Source organism: Micromonospora sp. NPDC005237 (genome assembly GCF_040607775.1).
Taxonomy (GTDB): Bacteria; Actinomycetota; Actinomycetes; order Mycobacteriales; family Micromonosporaceae; genus Micromonospora.
Map to the genome: position 1 here is coordinate 144,107 of NZ_JBEXHJ010000007.1, position 17,185 is coordinate 161,291.

The window sequence follows — 17,185 nt, forward strand, 5'->3', positions numbered from 1 at the left end:
CGTCAGGCGCTCGGCCCGGTGGCCGCGAGAGCGACCACCGGGCCGAGCACGAAGACGGCTGGCGGGCCGATGCCCTCCCGGGCGGCGACCGCGCCGATCTCGTCCAACCGGGCGGGCACGGACCGCTGGCCGGGCAGCCCGGCGTCCTGCACGGCCAGCACCGGAGTCTCCGGGGCACGACCGTGCTCGACAAGCACGGCAGCGATCTTCGCGATGGTGTCCACGGCCATCAGCAGTACGACGGTCCCCCGGGCGCGGGCCAGCGCCGCCCAGTCGACGAGCGAGTCGGGGTGCCCGGGCGGCAGATGCCCGGAGACCACGGTGACGTCGTGCGCCACGCCCCGGTGCGTGACCGGCACGCCGGCGAGGGTCGGCGCGGCGAGGGCACTGCTGACCCCCGGGACCACCGTCACCGGTACGCCGGCCGCCGCGCAGGCCTGCACCTCCTCGTGACCGCGTCCGAAGACGTACGGGTCGCCGCCCTTGAGCCGCACCACCCGGCGGCCGGCACGGGCGTGCGACACCAGGGCCTCGTTGATCGCGTCCTGGGCCATCGAGGGGCCACGGGGCACCTTCGCGGCGTCGATGACCAGTACGTCGGGGCGCAGCTCGGCGAGCAGCCCCTGCGGGGCGAGCCGGTCGACCACCACGACGTCCGCGGCGTCGAGCAGCGCCTTGCCGCGTACCGTGATCAGGTCGTCGGGGCCCGGCCCGCCGCCGACCACGGCGACCGAGCCGTGATCGTGGTGGTGGTCGTGCCCGTGGTGGTGATTGTGGTGGCCGACCGGGTCGTCGGGGTGGTCGTGCGGGCGTTGCGGGCGGCCCACCTTGTCCGCGAAGCCGGGCATCAACACGCGGTACGCGCAGGTGTCGCAGTTCATCCGAATGTCCCCGCCCAGCGCCTCGGCGTGGCGTTCGAGCACCAGATCCGCGAGGGCGTCACAGTCGCCGATCACCTCGGCGACCCGGACGTCCAGGTCGGGGTGCGCGGCGGCGAACTCCGCCGACTGGGCGACGATCCGGTCGGGCAGCACCCCGGCGAACAGGAAGTACGGCGCGACGACGATCCGCCGCGCGCCGAGCCGGCGCAACCGGTCCAGCACCTCCGGCACCGACGGCTGCGCCAGCGAGATGAAGCCCGGCTCGACGCCCGCGTAGCCGCGTCCCTCCCAGAGCAGCCGGGCGACCTTGGCCACCTCGGCGTTGGCGTCCGGGTCGGTGGACCCCCGCCCGATCAACGCCACCCACGTGCCGGCCCGGTCGGCACCGGCCAGCGCCGTGCCGGCCCGGTCGGCGCCCGCCAACGCCGCGTCGATGCGCTCTTCGAGGGCCGTGTGCAGCAGCGGGTGCGGGCCGAGCGGACGCCCGTAGCGGTACGTCAGCCCGGGGTGCCGCTCCTGCTCACGGGCCATCGCGGCGGGGATGTCGCCCTTGCCGTGCCCGGCGCCGGTGAGCACCAGCGGCAACGCCACCAGCTTCCGGTGCCCGCGCGTGACGAGCGCGCCGACCGCGTCGGTCAGCGGTGGGCGGGACAGCTCGATGAAGCCGCCCTCGACGTCCGCGACGTCACCGCGACGGCGGACCCGCTCGACGAGCGCGGCGAACTGGTCGACCCCGGCAGCGCTGCGCGTGCCGTGCCCGACGATGACCAGACCGGTCATGACCTCTCCTCGGTGTAGAGCAGGGCGTTGAGGGCGGCGGCGGCGACCGCCGAGCCACCCTTCTCGCCCACGTTGGACACCCCGGGCAGGCCGCTGGCCCGCAGGGCCGCCTTGGACTCGGCGGCGCCCACGAAGCCGACCGGCAGGCCGACGACCAGCGCGGGCGCGGCGTCCAGGGTGAGCAGTTCGACGAGCGCGGTGGGCGCGCAACCGATCACCCACACCGCGCCGGGGCCGACCCGCTCCAGCGCGATCCGCACGGCGGCCGCCGAGCGGGTGATGCCGGCCGCGCGGCCCAGCTCGGCGGCGGCCGGCTCGGCGACCGGGCAGACCAGCTCCAGGCCCGCGCGCGTGATGCCGGCGGCGACCATCGCCACGTCGGTGACCACCGGTACGCCGGCGCGCAGCGCCGCCAACCCCGCTTCCAGGGCGGTCTCGTCGCAGACGAGGTCGTCGACGTACGCGAGGTCGGCGCTGGCGTGTACCACCCGTTCGGTCACCGCTCGGCTCAGCGGCGGCAGGTGCGACAGGTCGACCCGCTCGCGCAGGATGCGGTACGACTCGACCTCGATCGGATGCACCACCCGGCTCATCGGGCTCCCTTGCAGGGGTCGGGCTCGGCGACGCGGATCGCGTCGACCGGGCAGATCTCCAGGCACTCCAGGCAGCCGGTGCAGCGGTCGGCGCGTACCGTCAGGCCGCCGACGACCGGCCGGATCGCGTGCGTGGGGCAGGTCAGCAGGCAGGCGCCGCAGCCCTGGCAGGCGCCGATGGTCACGATCGCCACCGGTACCCCCGGGGCGTGACCATCCGGCCGGCGACCAACCGGGTGTCGCTGTTGCCGACCACGACCACGCTGTACATGTCGACGATGGCCGGGTCGAGCGTGGCCAGCGTCGCCAGGTGCACCCGCTCGCCGGGGCGGCTGGCGTTGCGCACCACGCCGACCGGGGTGTCCGGTGGCCGGTGCGCGGCGAGGATGCCGAGTGCCTTGCCGAGCTGCCAGTCGCGCGCCTGGCTGCGCGGGTTGTAGAACAGCGTCACGAAGTCGCCCTCGGCGGCGGCGGTCACCCGCCGCTCGATGACCTCCCACGGGGTGTGCAGGTCGGACAGGCTCACGTAGGCGTGGTCGTGGCCGAGCGGCGCGCCGAGCAGCGCCCCGGCGGCGAGGGCGGCGGTCACCCCGGGCACGCCCACCACGTCGATCCGCTCGTCGGCGTACTCCAGGGCGGGGCTCGCCATCGCGTACACCCCGGCGTCGCCGGACCCGATCAGCGCGACCGCCCGGCCGGCGGCGGCCTCGGCGACGGCCGCGCGGGCCCGGGCCTCCTCCGCGCCCAGCCCGCTGGACAGCACCCGGGTGCCCGGCCGCAGCACGTCCCGCACCTGGTCGAGGTACTGGTCCAGGCCGACCACCACCGCCGCGCGACGCAACTCCGCCACCGCGCGGGGGGTCCGCAGGTCGGCGGCGCCCGGCCCGAGGCCGACGACGGCGAGCCGGCCGCGCGGTGCGTGCCGGGCCACCGCCACGGTGGCCATCGCCGTCGCGGTCTTGCCGACCAGCAGCGTCGCGTCGTCGGATCGGCCGTCCGGGCCGAGCAGCGCCGCGGCCTCCGCGACGCTCGGCGTGCCGACCGCGGCGCGGACCACCTCGCTGGGATGCGGCACGTCGACAGTTGCCAGCCGCGTCGCCGGCCAGGTCACCAGGGGTACGCCGAGCGCGTCGGCGGTGCTGCGGATGCCCGCCTCGTCGGCTTTGACGTCGGCGCTGGCCAGGCAGCGCAGGCTCGCCGGGTCGAGGCCGGCCTCGGCCAGCACCCGGTGCAGCAGCTCCGCCACCTCGGCGGCCGGCACGCCCCGACTCGCGCCGACGCCGGCGACCAGCGACGGCGGCCGCAGCACGGCCGTGCGCCCGTCGAAGGGCACCACCCGGTCGGTGACCAGCAGCCGGTACCCGTCGTCCGGCGTGTCCTCGTGGCCGCCGGCGCTGCCGGCCCCGCCTACGGCGGTGCCGGTGGCCACGGTCGCCGGAGCGGTGGCGGCGTAGACGTTCGGGGGCAGGGCGGGCAGCGGCCAGTCGGCGTCGGCGATCAGCCGGACCGGTTCACCGTCCAGGATGGCCCGGGACACCGCGGCGACCGCGCCCTGCACCGGCCAGCCGAGGGTGTCCAGCCCCGGCAGGCCGACCGCGTCGGTGGCGGTGGTGATCACCGGTCGGGCGTCGAGCAGCGCGGCGACCTGCTCGGCGAGGGCATTGGCCCCGCCGGCGTGACCGCCCAGCAGCGCCACGGCGTGCCGGGCCGCCTCGTCGACGACCACCACGGCCGGGTCGGTGCGCTTGTCGTCGAGCAGCGGCGCGAGGATGCGCACCACCGCCCCGGTGGCCAGGAACGCGATCACCGCGTCACAGCCGGCCCAGGCGCTGCGCAGCGCGTCGGCGACGGTCTCCCCCTCGACCAGCCGGGCGTGCGGCCACGCGGCGGTCAGGGTTTCGGCGTGCCGTCGGCCAGCGGCGGTGGCCGCCACCAGGCCGATCCGGGCAGGCGAGTTCTGGTCGGTCACGGGCGCTCCCCGGTGAGGACGACCACCGGGTTGGTGGCCGCGAGGCGGATCGACCCACCGGGCAGGTCGGCGAGGCGGGCGGCGGAGAGCTGGCTGCCCTCGACGGTGTAGCCGGCGGCGCGCAGCAGGCCCACGGCCGGCGCGACGCGGTCCAGCGCGGCCAGCGTGAGCACCACCCGCTCGGGTCGGCGGGCCACCACGGCGGTGAGGACGTCGACACCGCCACCGCCGACGAAGACCGCGTCCGGCTCGGGCAACCCGGCCAGCGCCGCCGGGGCCCGCCCGACGACGATCCGCACGTCGACGGCGTGCGTCGCGGCGTTGTCCCGAATCGTCGCGGCGGACGCGGGGTCCCGTTCGACGGCGAGCACGGCAGCGCCGAGCAACGCGCACTCGATGCCGACCGAGCCGCTGCCCGCGCCGACGTCCCAGACCAGCCGGCCCAGACGAGGCCGCAGCCGGGCGACGACGAGAGCACGCACCTCGGACTTCGTGATCATGGAATCGCGGTGGGCGTACCGGTCCTCCGGCAGCGCCCAGCCACCGGCCGGTGCCGCGGCCGGCTGGTTGTCGGCGCGCATCCCACCGGTTGCGACCCGGTCGGGCGTGACGTCGGTGGGCACGAATCCGGCGGGTGCGGTGTCGGCGATGCTGAGCAGGACGTGCGGGTCGGACCAGGTGCCGGCGGCGGCCTGCTCGGGGGTCACCGCCCGGACGCGTTCGGCGTCGGTGCCGAGGTGTTCGGCGACCACCAGCCGGCGGGACCAGCCGATCAGTCCGGCGCCCAGCTCGGCCGCGCCGACGCCCGGCGCGGTGAGCACCGCGACCAGGGGCAGCGCCCGGCAGGCGTTCAGGGCCGGTCGCGGGTCACGGCCGTGCGCGGTGACCACGGCTGCACCGTCCCAAGGCAGCCCGGCACGGGCGAACGCGGCGGCCACACTGGAGACCGCCGGCACCACCCACAGGGGCAGCCCGGCCGCGCGCAGCCGCCGGACGATGCCGAACAGGCCGGGATCGCCGCTGGCCAGCACCACGGCCGGCACACCGGCGGCCACGGCGACACTCAGCCGTCGTACGGCCGGGGCGAGCGGCCCGAGGACGACGGTGTCCACGCCGGGCGGCACGGAAACGGTGGCCAGGTGCCGGGACGCTCCGACGACCAGCCCCGCCCCGGCCAGCGCGGGCGCGAGGGCGGGGTGCGGTGGCGCTCCGGCCGCGTCCAACCCGACCACGGTCACCAACGCGTCCGGGGCCGCCACGGTCACCAGCGCGTCCGGGGACGCCAGGTTCGCCAGCGGGTCGGCGGCCGCCGCGGTCGCCCGGCTCATCGCGGCCACCGGCCCGACGAGGCGACCACCCGCGCGCCGGCGAAGTCGACCATCGCCACGTCCACGGTGACCGTCGGCCCGGCGAAGCGCCGCAGCACCTGCCCGACCCGCTGGCAGAGCAGGTCCCCGGCCGGGCCGAGCAGCCCGGCGGCCTCCCACAGCTCGTACGCGTGCCGCCCGGTGTTCGCCTCGGTCACCGCGGCGACCAGCGCCGGATCGCCGCCAGCGTCGGCAGTCACCGCGCCGAGCAGCGACAGGTCCACCTTCGAGCGGGTGTAGTGGGTCATCAGGATTCCGGCGGCGAGTTTGGCGAGCTTGCCGGCCATGCCGACGAAGACCACCCCGGTCATCGCGTCGCCCACCGCGGCGGTGACGGCGGCGCCGGTGAAGTCGCCCACCTCGACGAAGCACACCTCAGGCAGCTCGGGCAGCAGCGCGCGGGCGGCCCGCTCGGTACGCCCGCCGGTGCACAGCACCACCGTCCGCTCGCCCTGGGCGGCCATCACGTGCACGGCCTGGACGACGCTGGCCCGCCAGGAGGCGGTGGAGAAGGGTCGGACGATCCCCGTGGTACCGAGGATCGAGATGCCGCCGAGGATGCCGAGCCGGCGGTTGGTGGTCTTGCGGGCCATGATCTCGCCCCGGGGCACGCTGATGACCACGCGGACACCGACCTCGGTGAGGTCGACGACCTCGGCCACCGCCTCGCCGATCATGCGACGTGGGGTGTCGTTGATGGCCGGGGCGCCGACCGCGAGGCCGAGGCCCGGCTTGGTGACGGTGCCGACGCCGGGACCGCCGGCCAGGCGCAGCCCGGGGACGTCGGTCCAGTCCACGGTGGCGGTCAGCTCGGCGCCGTGGGTGACGTCCGGGTCGTCACCGGCGTCCTTCACGACCACCGCCTCGGCGCGCGCCGGTGGGTTGCCGGTCACCTCGCAGCGTTCGACCGGGAACCGCACCCGCCGCCCGGCGGGCAGCCCGATCTCCACCTCCGGCGGGGCAACCCCGGTGACGAGCGCCGAGACGGCGGCCTTCGCCGCGGCCGTGGCGCAGGCCCCGGTGGTCCAACCCGTCCGCAGCGCGGTGGGCCGGACCTTCGCCGTACGCGGCAGGTCCGGCTCGCGCAGCGGCGGCTCGGCGTACGTCACGGTGTGCCTGTTCCCCCGGCGCGACCGCCGGTCTGGCGGCGCAGCTCGGCACGGGCGGCCGGCTCGGCGCGACGGAAGGTGTGGAAGTGCCCGGGGTGGTACAGGTGCGAGCGGGTGCCCTCGGCGGCCAGCGCCGGTCCGACCAGGAAGAGGGTGTGTTTCCACAGCTTGTGCTGCTTGACTGTGGCCTCCAGGGTGCCGACCGTGCAGCGCACGACCAACTCGTCGGGCCAGGTCGCCTGGTACGCCACCACGGCCGGGGTGTCCGCCGGGTAGCCGCCGGCCAGCAGCTCGGCCTGCACCTGACCGGAGCGGGCGGCGGAGAGGAACAGCGCCATCGTGGTGCCGTGCCGGGCGAAGTCGCGGACCCGCTCGCCGGGCGGCATCGGGGTCTTGCCGCCTTCGAGGCGGGTGAGGATCACCGACTGGGCGACCTCGGGCACGGTCAGCTCCCGCCCGACGAGCGCCGCGACGGCGGTGAACGACGACACTCCGGGCACGATTTCGACGGCCAGGTCGAGCGTTCGGCACAGGTCCAGTTGCTCCTGCACGGCGCCCCAGAGCGCCGGGTCGCCGGAGTGGATGCGGGCCACGGTGAGCCCCTGCTCGGCGGCGCGCTGGTAGAGCGGGAGCACGCCCTCGATGGGCAGCTGCGACGAGTCGACGATCTCCGCGTCGAGGCGGGCGTGGTCGAGGACGTCGGCGTGCACCAGGCTGGCCGCCCAGATCACGATGTCCGCCGCGGCGATCACCCGGGCGGCCCGCAGGGTCAGCAGGTCCGCCGCACCCGGGCCGGCCCCGACGAACCACACCTTGCCGTTGCTGGTCACAGCTTTCCTCCTCGGTGGTCGCGGCGGGCGGGCACCAGCAACGTCGACAGGTACGGCAGGTCGTGCGCGGTGTCGTCGACTCCGCCGACGCTCTCCCCGGGCAGGCCGAGGCTGCGCCCGAGCACCGCGTCGGCGAGGCGGCCCTGCCGGCGCAGCTCGGCGAGCAGCTCCGGGTGCCGCCGCCAGCCCTTGTAGGCGACAACGGTGCCCGGCCCGGCGAGGGCGGCGGCGAACAGCGCCAGACCGGCGGTGGCCGGCAGCAGCGTCAGCGGTTCGCGTCCCTCGCAGAGTGGAATGCCGCTGCGGGCGGCCAGTTCCTGCATGGCGGTCACGCCGGGCACTGTCGCCACCCGCACGGTGGGGCGCAGCGCGCGGACGCTCTGCGCCAGGTAGCCGAAGGTGGAGTAGACGTTGGGGTCGCCGATGGTGGCGAACGCGAGGGACCGCGCGCCCGCGTCGACCGCGTCGAGCACGCTCCGGGCGGCGTCGTCCCAGGCCGCCGCCCGGCGGGCGGTCACCCCACCCCGGTCGTCGAGGGCGAACGGCAGCCGACGCAGCCGATCCGCCGGCACGTACTCCCGGACGGTCGCCTCGGCCCGCCCGGCCTGCGCGCCCGGCGGCGTCGCACCGGCGGTCGCGCTCGGCGCGACCCGGTCCGCCATCACGGGTACGAACACCACGTCGGCCTCGCGCAGGATCCGCACGGCCTTGACGGTGAGCAGTTCCGGGTCACCCGGCCCGACACCGACGCCGGTCAGCGTGGCGTCGGCGCTCATCGGCACGCCTCGACCAGCCGGCGGGCGGCGGCGGGGTGGCCGGCCCAGTGGGTGTGCAGGTAGGAGGCGTGCACGCGGCCGGCGACGAAGCCGTGGTCCGTGCCGTTCCAGCGCCACGCCGGCCGCTCGCCGTGAGCGGGGTCGGTGGTGGTGCGGTGGAACTCGTGGCCGCGTACCGGCTCGCCCGCGCGGGCCACCGGGGAGTCGGTGACGGCCAGGGCCTCGCGGTAGCCGAGGGTGAGCCGGCCGGTCATCCGGGCGGTGAGGTCCAGCCGACCGCACATCGGTACGCCGTCCAGGGCCTGCCCGAGGTAGAGCAGCCCGGCGCACTCGGCCACGACCGGCCCGTCGAAGTCGGCCAGCTCGGCCCGGAGCGTGCCGTTGCCCGCGAGGGCCTCCGCGTACGCCTCGGGGAACCCGCCGCCGATCACGACCGCGCGGGTGCCGGCGGGCAGGGCCGGGTCGCGCAGCGGGTCGACGGTGACCACGTCCGCCCCGGCGGCGGTGAGCAGTTCGGCGGTCTCCGCGTACGAGAAGGTGAAGGCCGGACCACCGGCGAGCGCGACGAGCGGGCGTTCGTCGCCGGCCGGACCGCCGACGGCGACGACCGGGTCCCAGGCCGCGACGGTCAGCGGCGCGGCGGTGCGGGCCAGGTCGAGGACGGCGTCGAGGTCCACTGTGGCCTCCACCAGTTCGGCGAGGGCGGTGACGATCGCGAGGGACTCGGGCGCCCGCTCGGCCACCGGGACCAGCCCGAGGTGCCGGGCCGGCGCGGCGACCTCGGCGGCGCGGGTGACCGCCCCGAGCACCGGTACGCCCACCTCGGCGAGGGCGTCGCGCAGCAGCGTCTCGTGCCGGGGCGAGCCGACCCGGTTGAGGATCACCCCGCCGATGCGGACCGCCGGGTCGAAGGCGGCCATGCCGAGGGTCAGCGCGGCGGCCGAGCGACCCTGCGCGATGGTGTCCAGCACCAGCACCACGGGTGCCTCGATCAGCCGGGCGACGTGCGCGGTGGAGGCGAAGTCGCGGCGGCCCACCGCCCCGTCGTGCAGGCCCATCACACCCTCCACCACGGCGATGTCGGCGGGCGTCGGGACGCTCGCGCCGTGGCGCAGCAGACCGGCGATCCGCTCGGCTCCGACCAGGAACGGATCGAGGTTCCGGCCGGGCCGCCCGGCGGCGAGGGCGTGGTAGCCGGGGTCGATGTAGTCCGGGCCGACCTTGTGCGGGCTGACCGTCAGGCCGCGACGGCGCAGCGCGGCGAGCAGCCCGGTGGCGACGGTGGTCTTGCCGTGGCCGCTGGCCGGCGCGGCGATGACCACTCGGGGCAGCGCCCAGGGCGCGCTCACCACTCGATGCCCTTCTGGCCCTTCTGGCCGGCGTCCATCGGGTGCTTGACCTTGGTCAGCTCGGCCACCAGGTCCGCGGCGGCGATCAGGCGCGGGTCGGCGTCCCGGCCGGTGATGACGACGTGCTGGAAGCCGGGGCGGTCGGCCAGGGTGGCGACCACCTCGTCGACGTCGACCCAACCCCACTTCATCGGGTAGGTGAACTCGTCCAGCACGTACAGCCCGTACCGCTGCGCGGCCAGGTCGCGCTGGATCTGCCGCCAGCCCTCCAGGGCGTCCGCGGCATGGTCGGCCTCGCCGCCGCGCTGGATCCAGGACCAGCCCTCGCCCATCTTGTGCCAGGCCACCGGCGCGCCCTGGCCGGTACGCTCGTGCACCTCGCCGAGCGCCCGGAAGGCGTTCTCCTCCCCCACCCGCCACTTGGCGCTCTTGACGAACTGGAACACCCCGACCGGCAGGCCGGCGGTCCACGCCCGCAACGCCAACCCGAAGGCAGCGGTCGACTTCCCCTTCATCTGTCCGGTGTGGACGATCAGCAGTGGCCGGTGCCGCCGCTGCCGGGTCGTCAACCCGTCAGCGGGCACCACGCTCGGCTGTCCCTGTGGCATCAGCCCGTCCCCCGTCCCGCGGGCACTCCCGCGATCGTGCCGTTTCTGCTGGTCATCTGCGCACGTGGTCCCCTCATGTCGCGACCGGAACCACACGATCGCGGGGGCGGGTCAGGGCAGCCAGGGGGGTCAGGGGCGCGCTCAGCTGGGTGGCCAGGCGCCGCGCCAGGTGCAGACGGACCGGGCCGGACTCACAGTCGACGACGACGCAGGGGGCCGCTGTCGCGGCCAGCACCGTCGCGGCCGCCGCGGCCCGGTCCAGTGGACGCGGCCCGGCGGTGGCTCTGCCGTCGGTGACGATGAGGACCAGGGGGCGGCGCTTCGGGTCACGTCGGCGCTCCAGCCGCAGCAGCTCGGCGGCGGCGAGCAGGCCCTCGGCCAGCGGCGTGCGTCCACCGGTGGGCAGCTCGGCCAGCCGCGTCGAGGCGGCCAGCACCGACGAGGTGGCCGGCAGCAGCGTCCGCGCACCGCCGGCCCGGAAGGCGATCACGGCGACCTTGTCCCGCCGCTGGTAGGCGTCGGTGAGCAGCGCGAGTACCGCGTCCTTCACGGCGGTCATCCGCTGCCGGGCGCCCATCGACCCGCTCGCGTCCACCACGAACAGCACGAGGTTGCCCTCACGCCCCTCCCGGACCGCCTCCCGCACGTCGTCCGGGCGCAGTCGCAGCGGGCCGGTCAGCCTCCCCCGGGCCGCCTGATGGGGCGCGGCGGCGCGAATCGTGGCCGGCAGGTGCAGCGCGCCGACCCGAGCGGCCGGCACCCGGGCCCCGGTGGTGCGTCCCCGCCCGGTGCGGGCGCGCGACCGCCGCCCGGGCACGCCGTCACCGACGCCGGGCGCGGTGAGCAGCCGGGCCCGCAGACCACCGTGGGGTACGGCCACCGGCTGCCCCTGCCCACCGGAGCCCCGCTGCCGGGTCGATTCACCCTGGTCAGCGGCGTCGTCGCTGCCGTCGGAGCTGCCACCGTAGGGTCCCGCACCGTCGGGGCCGCTGCGGTCGGCACCGCTGCCGGCACCGCCCCGCGGGCCACCGTCGTCCGGGCCACGACGGTCGGCGCCGCCGTCGTCCGGGCCGCCGGGGCCGCCGGAGCCACCGCCCGGGCCGCCACCGTCGGGGTCCGAGCCGTCGGGGCGCGATCCAGCGGGGCCACCGTCGTGCGGGCCGCCGTCGTCGTCCGGATCGTCGGGGTGGGCGTCCTGGGCGCGCTGCAACGCCTCGTCGAGGCGCTTCTCATCCAGGCCCGGCGTGTCGAACGGGTCACGGCGGCGGCGGTGCGGCAGGGCGAGGCGGGCGGCGACCCGTACGTCGTCGATGGTGACCCGGTCCCGGCCGTGCCAGGCCGCGTGGGCGAGGGCGGTACGGGCGGTGACGATGTCGGCGCGCATCCCGTCCACGTCGAACGCGGCGCACACCTCGGCGATCTGCCGCAGCGCGGCGTCCGGAAGGCGTACCCCGGGAAGCCGGCGGCGGGCGGCGGCCACCTGGCCGGCGATCTCCGCGTCGGCGTCGGCCCAGCGGGCGGCGAAGCCCGCCGGGTCGGCGTCGGCGGCGAGCCGGCGACGCACCACCTCGACCCGGACCTCCGGGTCCCGGCTGGCACCCACCTCGACGGTGAGCCCGAATCGGTCGAGCAGCTGCGGGCGCAGCTCCCCCTCCTCCGGGTTCATGGTGCCGACCAGCAGGAAGCGGGCCGCGTGGCTGACCGAGACGCCCTCGCGCTCGACGTGGCTGCGGCCCATCGCCGCCGCGTCGAGCAGCAGGTCGACGAGGTGGTCGTGCAGCAGGTTGACCTCGTCGACGTAGAGGACGCCCCGGTGCGCGGCGGCGAGCAGGCCCGGTTCGAAGGCGCGTACCCCCGCACCGAGGGCCTTCTCCAGGTCGAGCGAGCCGACGACCCGGTCCTCGGCGGCGCCGACCGGCAACTCCACGAGACGGGCCGGACGGGTCTCGACGGTGGCATCGTCCGGGTGCGGCCCGTCCGGGCAGCCCGGGTCGGGCTCGGCGGGGTCGCAGCCGAAGCGGCAGCCGGCGACCCGGTGGACCGGGGGCAGCAACGCGGCGAGCGCCCGGACGGCGGTGGACTTGGCGGTGCCCTTCTCGCCGCGCACGAGGACCCCGCCGATCGCCGGGGAGACAGCGTTGAGCAGCAGCGCCAACCGCATGTCGGCCATGCCGAGCACCGCGCTGAACGGGTAGGTGATCATGCCCGGTCCTCCAGGTCGCCCTCGCTGGCCAGGTACGTGTCACGGAGTCGGTCCAGGGTGGCCGGCTCGGGTTTGGCCCACAGCCCCCGGTCGGCGGCCTCCAGCAGCCGCTCGGTGATGCCGCGCAGCGCCCACGGGTTGGACTGCTCCAGGAACTCCCGGGTCGTGTCGTCGAAGAGGTACGCGGCGGCCAGGTGCTCGTACATCCAGTCGTCGACCACGCCGGCCGTGGCGTCGTAGCCGAACAGGTAGTCCACGGTGGCCGCCAGCTCGAACGCGCCCTTGTAGCCGTGCCGGCGCATCGCCGCGATCCACTTCGGGTTGACGACCCGGGCCCGGAACACCCGCCGGGTCTCCTCGCCCAGCGTGCGGGTGCGCACGTCGTGCGGCATCGCCGAGTCACCCACGTACGCCTGCGGCGACGATCCGGTGAGGTGACGGACCATCGCCACCATCCCGCCGTGGTATTGGAAGTAGTCGTCCGAGTCGACGATGTCGTGCTCGCGGGTGTCCTGGTTCTTCACCGCCACCGCGATCCGCGCGAACGAGCGTTCCATGTCGGCGCGCGCCTCCCGCCCGTCCAGGCCCCGGCCGTACGCGTAGCCGCCCCACACCGCGTACACCTCGGCGAGGTCGGCGTCGCTGCGCCAGGTCCGCGCGTCGATCAGCGGCAGCAGGCCCGCGCCGTACGCCCCGGGCTTGGAGCCGAAGATCCGGGCGGTGGCCCGCCGCTCGTCGCCGTGTTCGGCGAGGTCGGCGGCGACGTGCGCCCGCACGTAGTTCTCCTCGTCCGGCTCGTCCAGCGCGGCGACCCGCCGTACGGCGTCGTCGAGCAGCGCCACGACGTGCGGGAACGCGTCGCGGAAGAAGCCGGAGATGCGCACGGTCACGTCGACGCGGGGCCGGCCCAGCTCGGCGGTCGGCACCACGTCGATGCCGGTGACCCGCCGGGACCGGTCGTCCCACACCGGGCGGCAGCCCAGCAGCGCGAGCACCTCGGCGATGTCGTCGCCCTGGGTGCGCATGGCGCTGGTGCCCCACACGGTCAACCCCACCGAGCGGGGGTACGTGCCGGTGTCGGCGAGGTGCCGGGCCAGCAGCGAGTCCGCGAGGGCCACCCCGACGTCCCAGGCGTTGCGGCTGGGGATGGCCTTCGGGTCGACCGAGTAGAAGTTGCGGCCGGTGGGCAGCACGTTGACCAGGCCCCGGGTGGGTGAACCGGACGGTCCGGGCGGCACGAACCGCCCGTCGAGCGCCCCGAGGGTGTGGGTCAGCTCGTCGGTGGTGCGCGCCAGCCGGGGCACCAGTTCGGTGGCGGCGAAGCGCAGCACCGCGACGACGTCCGGGATCGGCTGCCCGGTCACCTCGGCGACCACCGCGTTGACGGCCTCGGCGTCCCAGCCGAGCGTCTCCATCCCGATGACCAACCTCCGGGCGAGCGCCTCGATGAGGTCGACGGCGTCGGCGGCCGTGCCGGCCGGCCCGTCCACCACGTCGGTCAACGCCGTGGGCACCGCCAGTCGTTCGCCCGGTGCCGCCAGCAGTTCCTGCTCGTCGAGGCCGTACGCGGCGGCGAGGGCCTGTCGCAGGCCGGGCAGGGCGTGGTTGCCGCCCCAGATCTGGGGTGCGCGCAGCACCGCGAGGACCAGGTTGACCCGCGGTTCGCCGACGGGCGCGTCGGCGAGGATGTGCAGGCCGTCGCGGATCTGCACGTCCTTGACCTCACAGAGGTACCCGTCGAGGTGCAGCACGAAGTCGTCGAAGTCGTCGGCGTCGGGCATCGCCTCGGCGTGCAGGTCGTGATGCAGCTCGGCGGCGCGCACCAGGTCCCAGATCTGCGCCCGCACGGTCGGCACCTTGGCCGGGTCGAGGGCCTGCACGGTGGCGTACTCGTCGAGCAGTTGCTCCAGCTTGGCCAGGTCGCCGTAGGTCTCGGCGCGGGCCATCGGCGGCACCAGGTGGTCGATCACCACGGCGTGTGCGCGCCGCTTGGCCTGGGTGCCCTCGCCGGGGTCGTTGACGATGAACGGGTAGACCAGCGGCAGGTCACCGAGGACCGCGTCGGGCGCGCAGTCGGCCGCCAGGCCGAGGCCCTTGCCGGGTAGCCACTCCAGGGTGCCGTGCTTGCCCAGGTGCACCACGGCGTCCGCGCCGAAGCCGCCGTCCGCGACGGGCGCGGCCAGCCAGCGGTACGCGGCCAGGTAGTGGTGGCTCGGCGGCAGGTCCGGGTCGTGGTAGATGGCGATCGGGTTCTCCCCGAAGCCACGCGGCGGCTGGATCAGCAGCACCACGTTGCCGAAGCGCAGCCCGGCGAGCACGAGATCCCCGCCGTCGGTGTAGAGCTCGCCGGGCGGCTCACCCCAGTGCTCCCGCATCCGCTCACGCAGCTCGGCCGGTACCTGGTCGAACCACCGCCGATAGGTCTCGCCGGGCACCCGGGCCTCGGCGGCGGCCAACTGCTCCGGGGTGAGCCACTCCACGTCGTGCCCACCGGCGGCGATCAGGGCGTGGATCAGCGCATCGCCGTCGTCGGGCGGCGGCGCGTCCCCCAGGTGGTAACCCGCCTCGGCCAGTGCGGCGAGCAGCCGGACCGCCGAGACGGGGGTGTCCAGCCCGACGGCGTTGCCGACCCGGGAGTGCTTGGTGGGGTACGAGCTGAGCACGACGGCGACCCGCTTGTCGGCGTTGGGCACGTACCGCAGCCGGGCGTGACGTACCGCGATGCCGGCCACCCGGGCGGCCCGCTCGGGGTCGGCGGCGTAGACCGAGAGGCCGTCCGCGTCGATCCGCTTGAACGAGAACGGCACGGTGACGATCCGTCCGTCGAACTCGGGGATGGCCACCTGCATCGCCGCGTCCAACGGGGACAGCCCGGCGTCGCTGCCGGCCCACTGCTCCCTGGTGCTGGTCAGGCAGAGCGCCTGAATGACGGGCACGTCCAGGGCGGCGAGCGCGCCGACGTCCCACGCGTCCTCGTCGCCGCCCCCGGACGCGTCGGCGGCGACCGCGCCGCCGGCCGCGAGCACGGTGACCAGCAGCGCGTCACAGCGGGCAAACAGCCCGAGCGGGCCCGCGCCCGTGGTCAGGCCCCGCAGCGAGCCACAGAAGATCGGCAGCGGGTTGCCCCCGGCCTCCCGCACGGCCTCGGCCAGGACGTCGACGAAGGCGGTGTTGCCGGCGAGGGCGTGCGCCCGGTAGAAGACGATCCCCACGGTGGGCCGCCGCGGGTCGGTCGGGTGGTCGCCGTGTACGCCGTACGCCGGGGTCGGCGCGGGCGGGGCGAACCCCTCGCCGGTGAGCAGCACCGTGTCGCAGAGGAACCGGGCCAGGTGCCCGAGGTTGTCCGGCCCGCCCTCCACCAGGTAGGCCAGCGCCTGGGTGACCACTCCGGACGGCACCGTGGAGATCGCCATCAGCTCCGCGTCGGGCACCGCCTCACCGCCGAGCACGACCGTCGGCACGCCGGTGGCGAGCACCGCGGCGAGGCCGTCCGGCCACGCCTGCCGACCCCCGAGCAGGCGTACGACGGCGAGGTCGACCCCGTCGAGCAGGGCGGGCACCTCGTCGGCCGCCACCCGCGCCGGGTTGGCGAGCCGGTAGTCGGCGTCACTGGCGCGGGCGGCCAGCAGGTCGGTGTCGGCGGTGGAGAGCAGCAGAACGCGCACGGCAGGCTCCGGACGGTAACGTCGGCACGCTCGCGAGAGCGGCCTGGCGACGTGGGATGGGCGCAGGGTTCAGCGGAGGCCGCGATCCGGCCGGCTCAGCGGCCTGCGGCCGGGAGCGACGGGCGGCGCGGTCCGGAACTCAGCGGTGAACGGAGTCGATGCCGATCGCGGCGGCGGCACGGCCGCGGTGCGCAGGACGGCAGCAGCCGTCGATGATGGAGACGCCAAGCGTCATCGGGTCCTCCTCGGGTGTCCACGCCCTGGGGTACGTCCCGACGGCCGAAGTATCCTGGCTTCCGGATCGACGCTCTCCCCCGGCCTTCCAACCGCAGACACACGGCCGTGACTCACGAGGGGGGATCGCTCCCCGGTGACAGTGGCGGGACCGCGTCGGATTCGCACCGACTTCCTTCACTGCCGTCAGGCCGCGAATGCTGCCACACCCCTGCGCTGCGGGTCAACGCTGCTCCGGCCCGACGAACGGGCGTGCGTCACCGAGCCTCAACTCTCGACGCGACAGCGGATCACCCGACCTCGATGCCCCGGATCAATGCCCGACATCCTTTGCTCTGCTTCCCTATACGCAACGGGAATGGGGCGTCACTGGCGCTTATTGGTAAGCAGAGCAAAGGATCGGCGGAGCACTCTGGCTCGCGCCGCTGGCCCGGCGGTGGTGGCTTCTGGGCGGAGGAGTCTCAGCGGGCGTGGCGCTCCGGGTGTGCCCGATTCCACACCCGCATCCGCTCCGGGTAGCCGGTGCGGGCCGCCTCGTACAGCGGCACCGCGTGCTTGCGGGCGATGGCGCCCGCCGCGCGGGGTGTGCCGGTGCGGCGGCGGATCCATTCGCCGTCGTGGGCGATCGCCACCACTGTGGTGTCGGTGGCGGTGGTCTCCGGCTCCAGGTAGAACTCCACTCCCCGCCGGCTGGCGACGAACGACTCCAGCGCGGCGAGATCGTCCCGGGTGGCCTCGCGGTCCAGCTTCGTTGGGGTCGCCTCGGTGCCCCGTGACCGCCGGTTGAACCAGCCCATGCCCAGCCCCTCTCCTCGGACGCC

General features: G+C 75.6%; 13 protein-coding genes and 1 riboswitch. All 13 genes read right to left on the bottom strand.

All coding sequences use genetic code 11. The annotated features are described in order from the left end of the window. Positions 1-2: 2 nt before the first annotated feature. The 13 genes from cobA to ABZT87_RS20345 all read right to left on the bottom strand — a co-directional run bounded on the left by cobA (position 3) and on the right by ABZT87_RS20345 (position 17,161). Positions 3-1,661 carry a uroporphyrinogen-III C-methyltransferase gene (gene cobA, locus ABZT87_RS20285; RefSeq protein ID WP_355137323.1) on the bottom strand — a complete coding sequence of 553 codons (1,659 nt, stop codon included), beginning with the start codon at positions 1,659-1,661 and terminating at the stop codon, positions 3-5. Then, positions 1,658-2,254: a precorrin-8X methylmutase gene (locus tag ABZT87_RS20290; protein WP_355137325.1), complete on the bottom strand. Its 597-nt coding sequence runs from the start codon at positions 2,252-2,254 to the stop codon at positions 1,658-1,660. The genes cobA and ABZT87_RS20290 overlap by 4 nt, the downstream gene beginning before the upstream one ends. Continuing rightward, a complete protein-coding gene (locus ABZT87_RS20295; RefSeq protein ID WP_355137327.1) occupies positions 2,251-2,448 on the bottom strand; it encodes a 4Fe-4S binding protein in 198 nt (65 codons plus the stop codon). Before ABZT87_RS20295 ends, ABZT87_RS20290 begins: the two co-directional genes overlap by 4 nt. Continuing rightward, positions 2,436-4,223 (bottom strand): precorrin-3B C(17)-methyltransferase, encoded by a 1,788-nt coding sequence (cobJ, locus tag ABZT87_RS20300; protein ID WP_355137329.1) that lies wholly within the window; start codon positions 4,221-4,223, stop codon positions 2,436-2,438. Before cobJ ends, ABZT87_RS20295 begins: the two co-directional genes overlap by 13 nt. Beyond that, positions 4,220-5,551: a precorrin-6y C5,15-methyltransferase (decarboxylating) subunit CbiE gene (gene cbiE / locus ABZT87_RS20305; protein WP_355137331.1), complete on the bottom strand. Its 1,332-nt coding sequence runs from the start codon at positions 5,549-5,551 to the stop codon at positions 4,220-4,222. Before cbiE ends, cobJ begins: the two co-directional genes overlap by 4 nt. Continuing rightward, entirely contained in the window at positions 5,548-6,699 is a 1,152-nt protein-coding gene (locus ABZT87_RS20310; protein WP_355137333.1) for a cobalt-precorrin-5B (C(1))-methyltransferase, read from the bottom strand. The genes cbiE and ABZT87_RS20310 overlap by 4 nt, the downstream gene beginning before the upstream one ends. Next, the gene (gene cobM / locus ABZT87_RS20315) at positions 6,696-7,529 is read right to left on the bottom strand and encodes a precorrin-4 C(11)-methyltransferase (protein WP_355137335.1); all 834 of its coding nucleotides are present in this window, start codon (positions 7,527-7,529) and stop codon (positions 6,696-6,698) included. Before cobM ends, ABZT87_RS20310 begins: the two co-directional genes overlap by 4 nt. Then, positions 7,526-8,305: a precorrin-2 C(20)-methyltransferase gene (cobI, locus tag ABZT87_RS20320; RefSeq protein WP_355137337.1), complete on the bottom strand. Its 780-nt coding sequence runs from the start codon at positions 8,303-8,305 to the stop codon at positions 7,526-7,528. Before cobI ends, cobM begins: the two co-directional genes overlap by 4 nt. Continuing rightward, entirely contained in the window at positions 8,302-9,657 is a 1,356-nt protein-coding gene (locus ABZT87_RS20325; protein ID WP_355137339.1) for a cobyrinate a,c-diamide synthase, read from the bottom strand. Before ABZT87_RS20325 ends, cobI begins: the two co-directional genes overlap by 4 nt. Further along, positions 9,651-10,262: a cob(I)yrinic acid a,c-diamide adenosyltransferase gene (cobO, locus tag ABZT87_RS20330; RefSeq protein WP_355137341.1), complete on the bottom strand. Its 612-nt coding sequence runs from the start codon at positions 10,260-10,262 to the stop codon at positions 9,651-9,653. The genes ABZT87_RS20325 and cobO overlap by 7 nt, the downstream gene beginning before the upstream one ends. Positions 10,263-10,335: 73 nt before the next feature. Further along, positions 10,336-12,465, bottom strand: coding sequence for a VWA domain-containing protein (locus tag ABZT87_RS20335; protein WP_355137343.1), 2,130 nt, complete (start codon positions 12,463-12,465; stop codon positions 10,336-10,338). Next, positions 12,462-16,130 (bottom strand): cobaltochelatase subunit CobN, encoded by a 3,669-nt coding sequence (gene cobN, locus ABZT87_RS20340; RefSeq protein WP_355137345.1) that lies wholly within the window; start codon positions 16,128-16,130, stop codon positions 12,462-12,464. The genes ABZT87_RS20335 and cobN overlap by 4 nt, the downstream gene beginning before the upstream one ends. Before the next feature lie 282 nt (positions 16,131-16,412). After that, positions 16,413-16,542: riboswitch (cobalamin riboswitch) on the bottom strand. A gap of 283 nt (positions 16,543-16,825) precedes the next feature. Beyond that, positions 16,826-17,161, bottom strand: coding sequence for a hypothetical protein (locus ABZT87_RS20345; RefSeq protein ID WP_234589536.1), 336 nt, complete (start codon positions 17,159-17,161; stop codon positions 16,826-16,828). Positions 17,162-17,185: the final 24 nt, after the last annotated feature.

What these genes read in the sequence shown, in the direction of transcription:
- cobA (WP_355137323.1), bottom strand. Translation starts at nt 1,661, where the DNA reads ATGACCGGTCTGGTCATCGTCGGGCACGGCACGCGCAGCGCTGCCGGG.
- ABZT87_RS20290 (WP_355137325.1), bottom strand. Translation starts at nt 2,254, where the DNA reads ATGAGCCGGGTGGTGCATCCGATCGAGGTCGAGTCGTACCGCATCCTG.
- cbiE (WP_355137331.1), bottom strand. Translation starts at nt 5,551, where the DNA reads ATGAGCCGGGCGACCGCGGCGGCCGCCGACCCGCTGGCGAACCTGGCG.
- cobI (WP_355137337.1), bottom strand. Translation starts at nt 8,305, where the DNA reads ATGAGCGCCGACGCCACGCTGACCGGCGTCGGTGTCGGGCCGGGTGAC.
- cobO (WP_355137341.1), bottom strand. Translation starts at nt 10,262, where the DNA reads ATGCCACAGGGACAGCCGAGCGTGGTGCCCGCTGACGGGTTGACGACC.
- ABZT87_RS20335 (WP_355137343.1), bottom strand. Translation starts at nt 12,465, where the DNA reads ATGATCACCTACCCGTTCAGCGCGGTGCTCGGCATGGCCGACATGCGG.
- ABZT87_RS20345 (WP_234589536.1), bottom strand. Translation starts at nt 17,161, where the DNA reads ATGGGCTGGTTCAACCGGCGGTCACGGGGCACCGAGGCGACCCCAACG.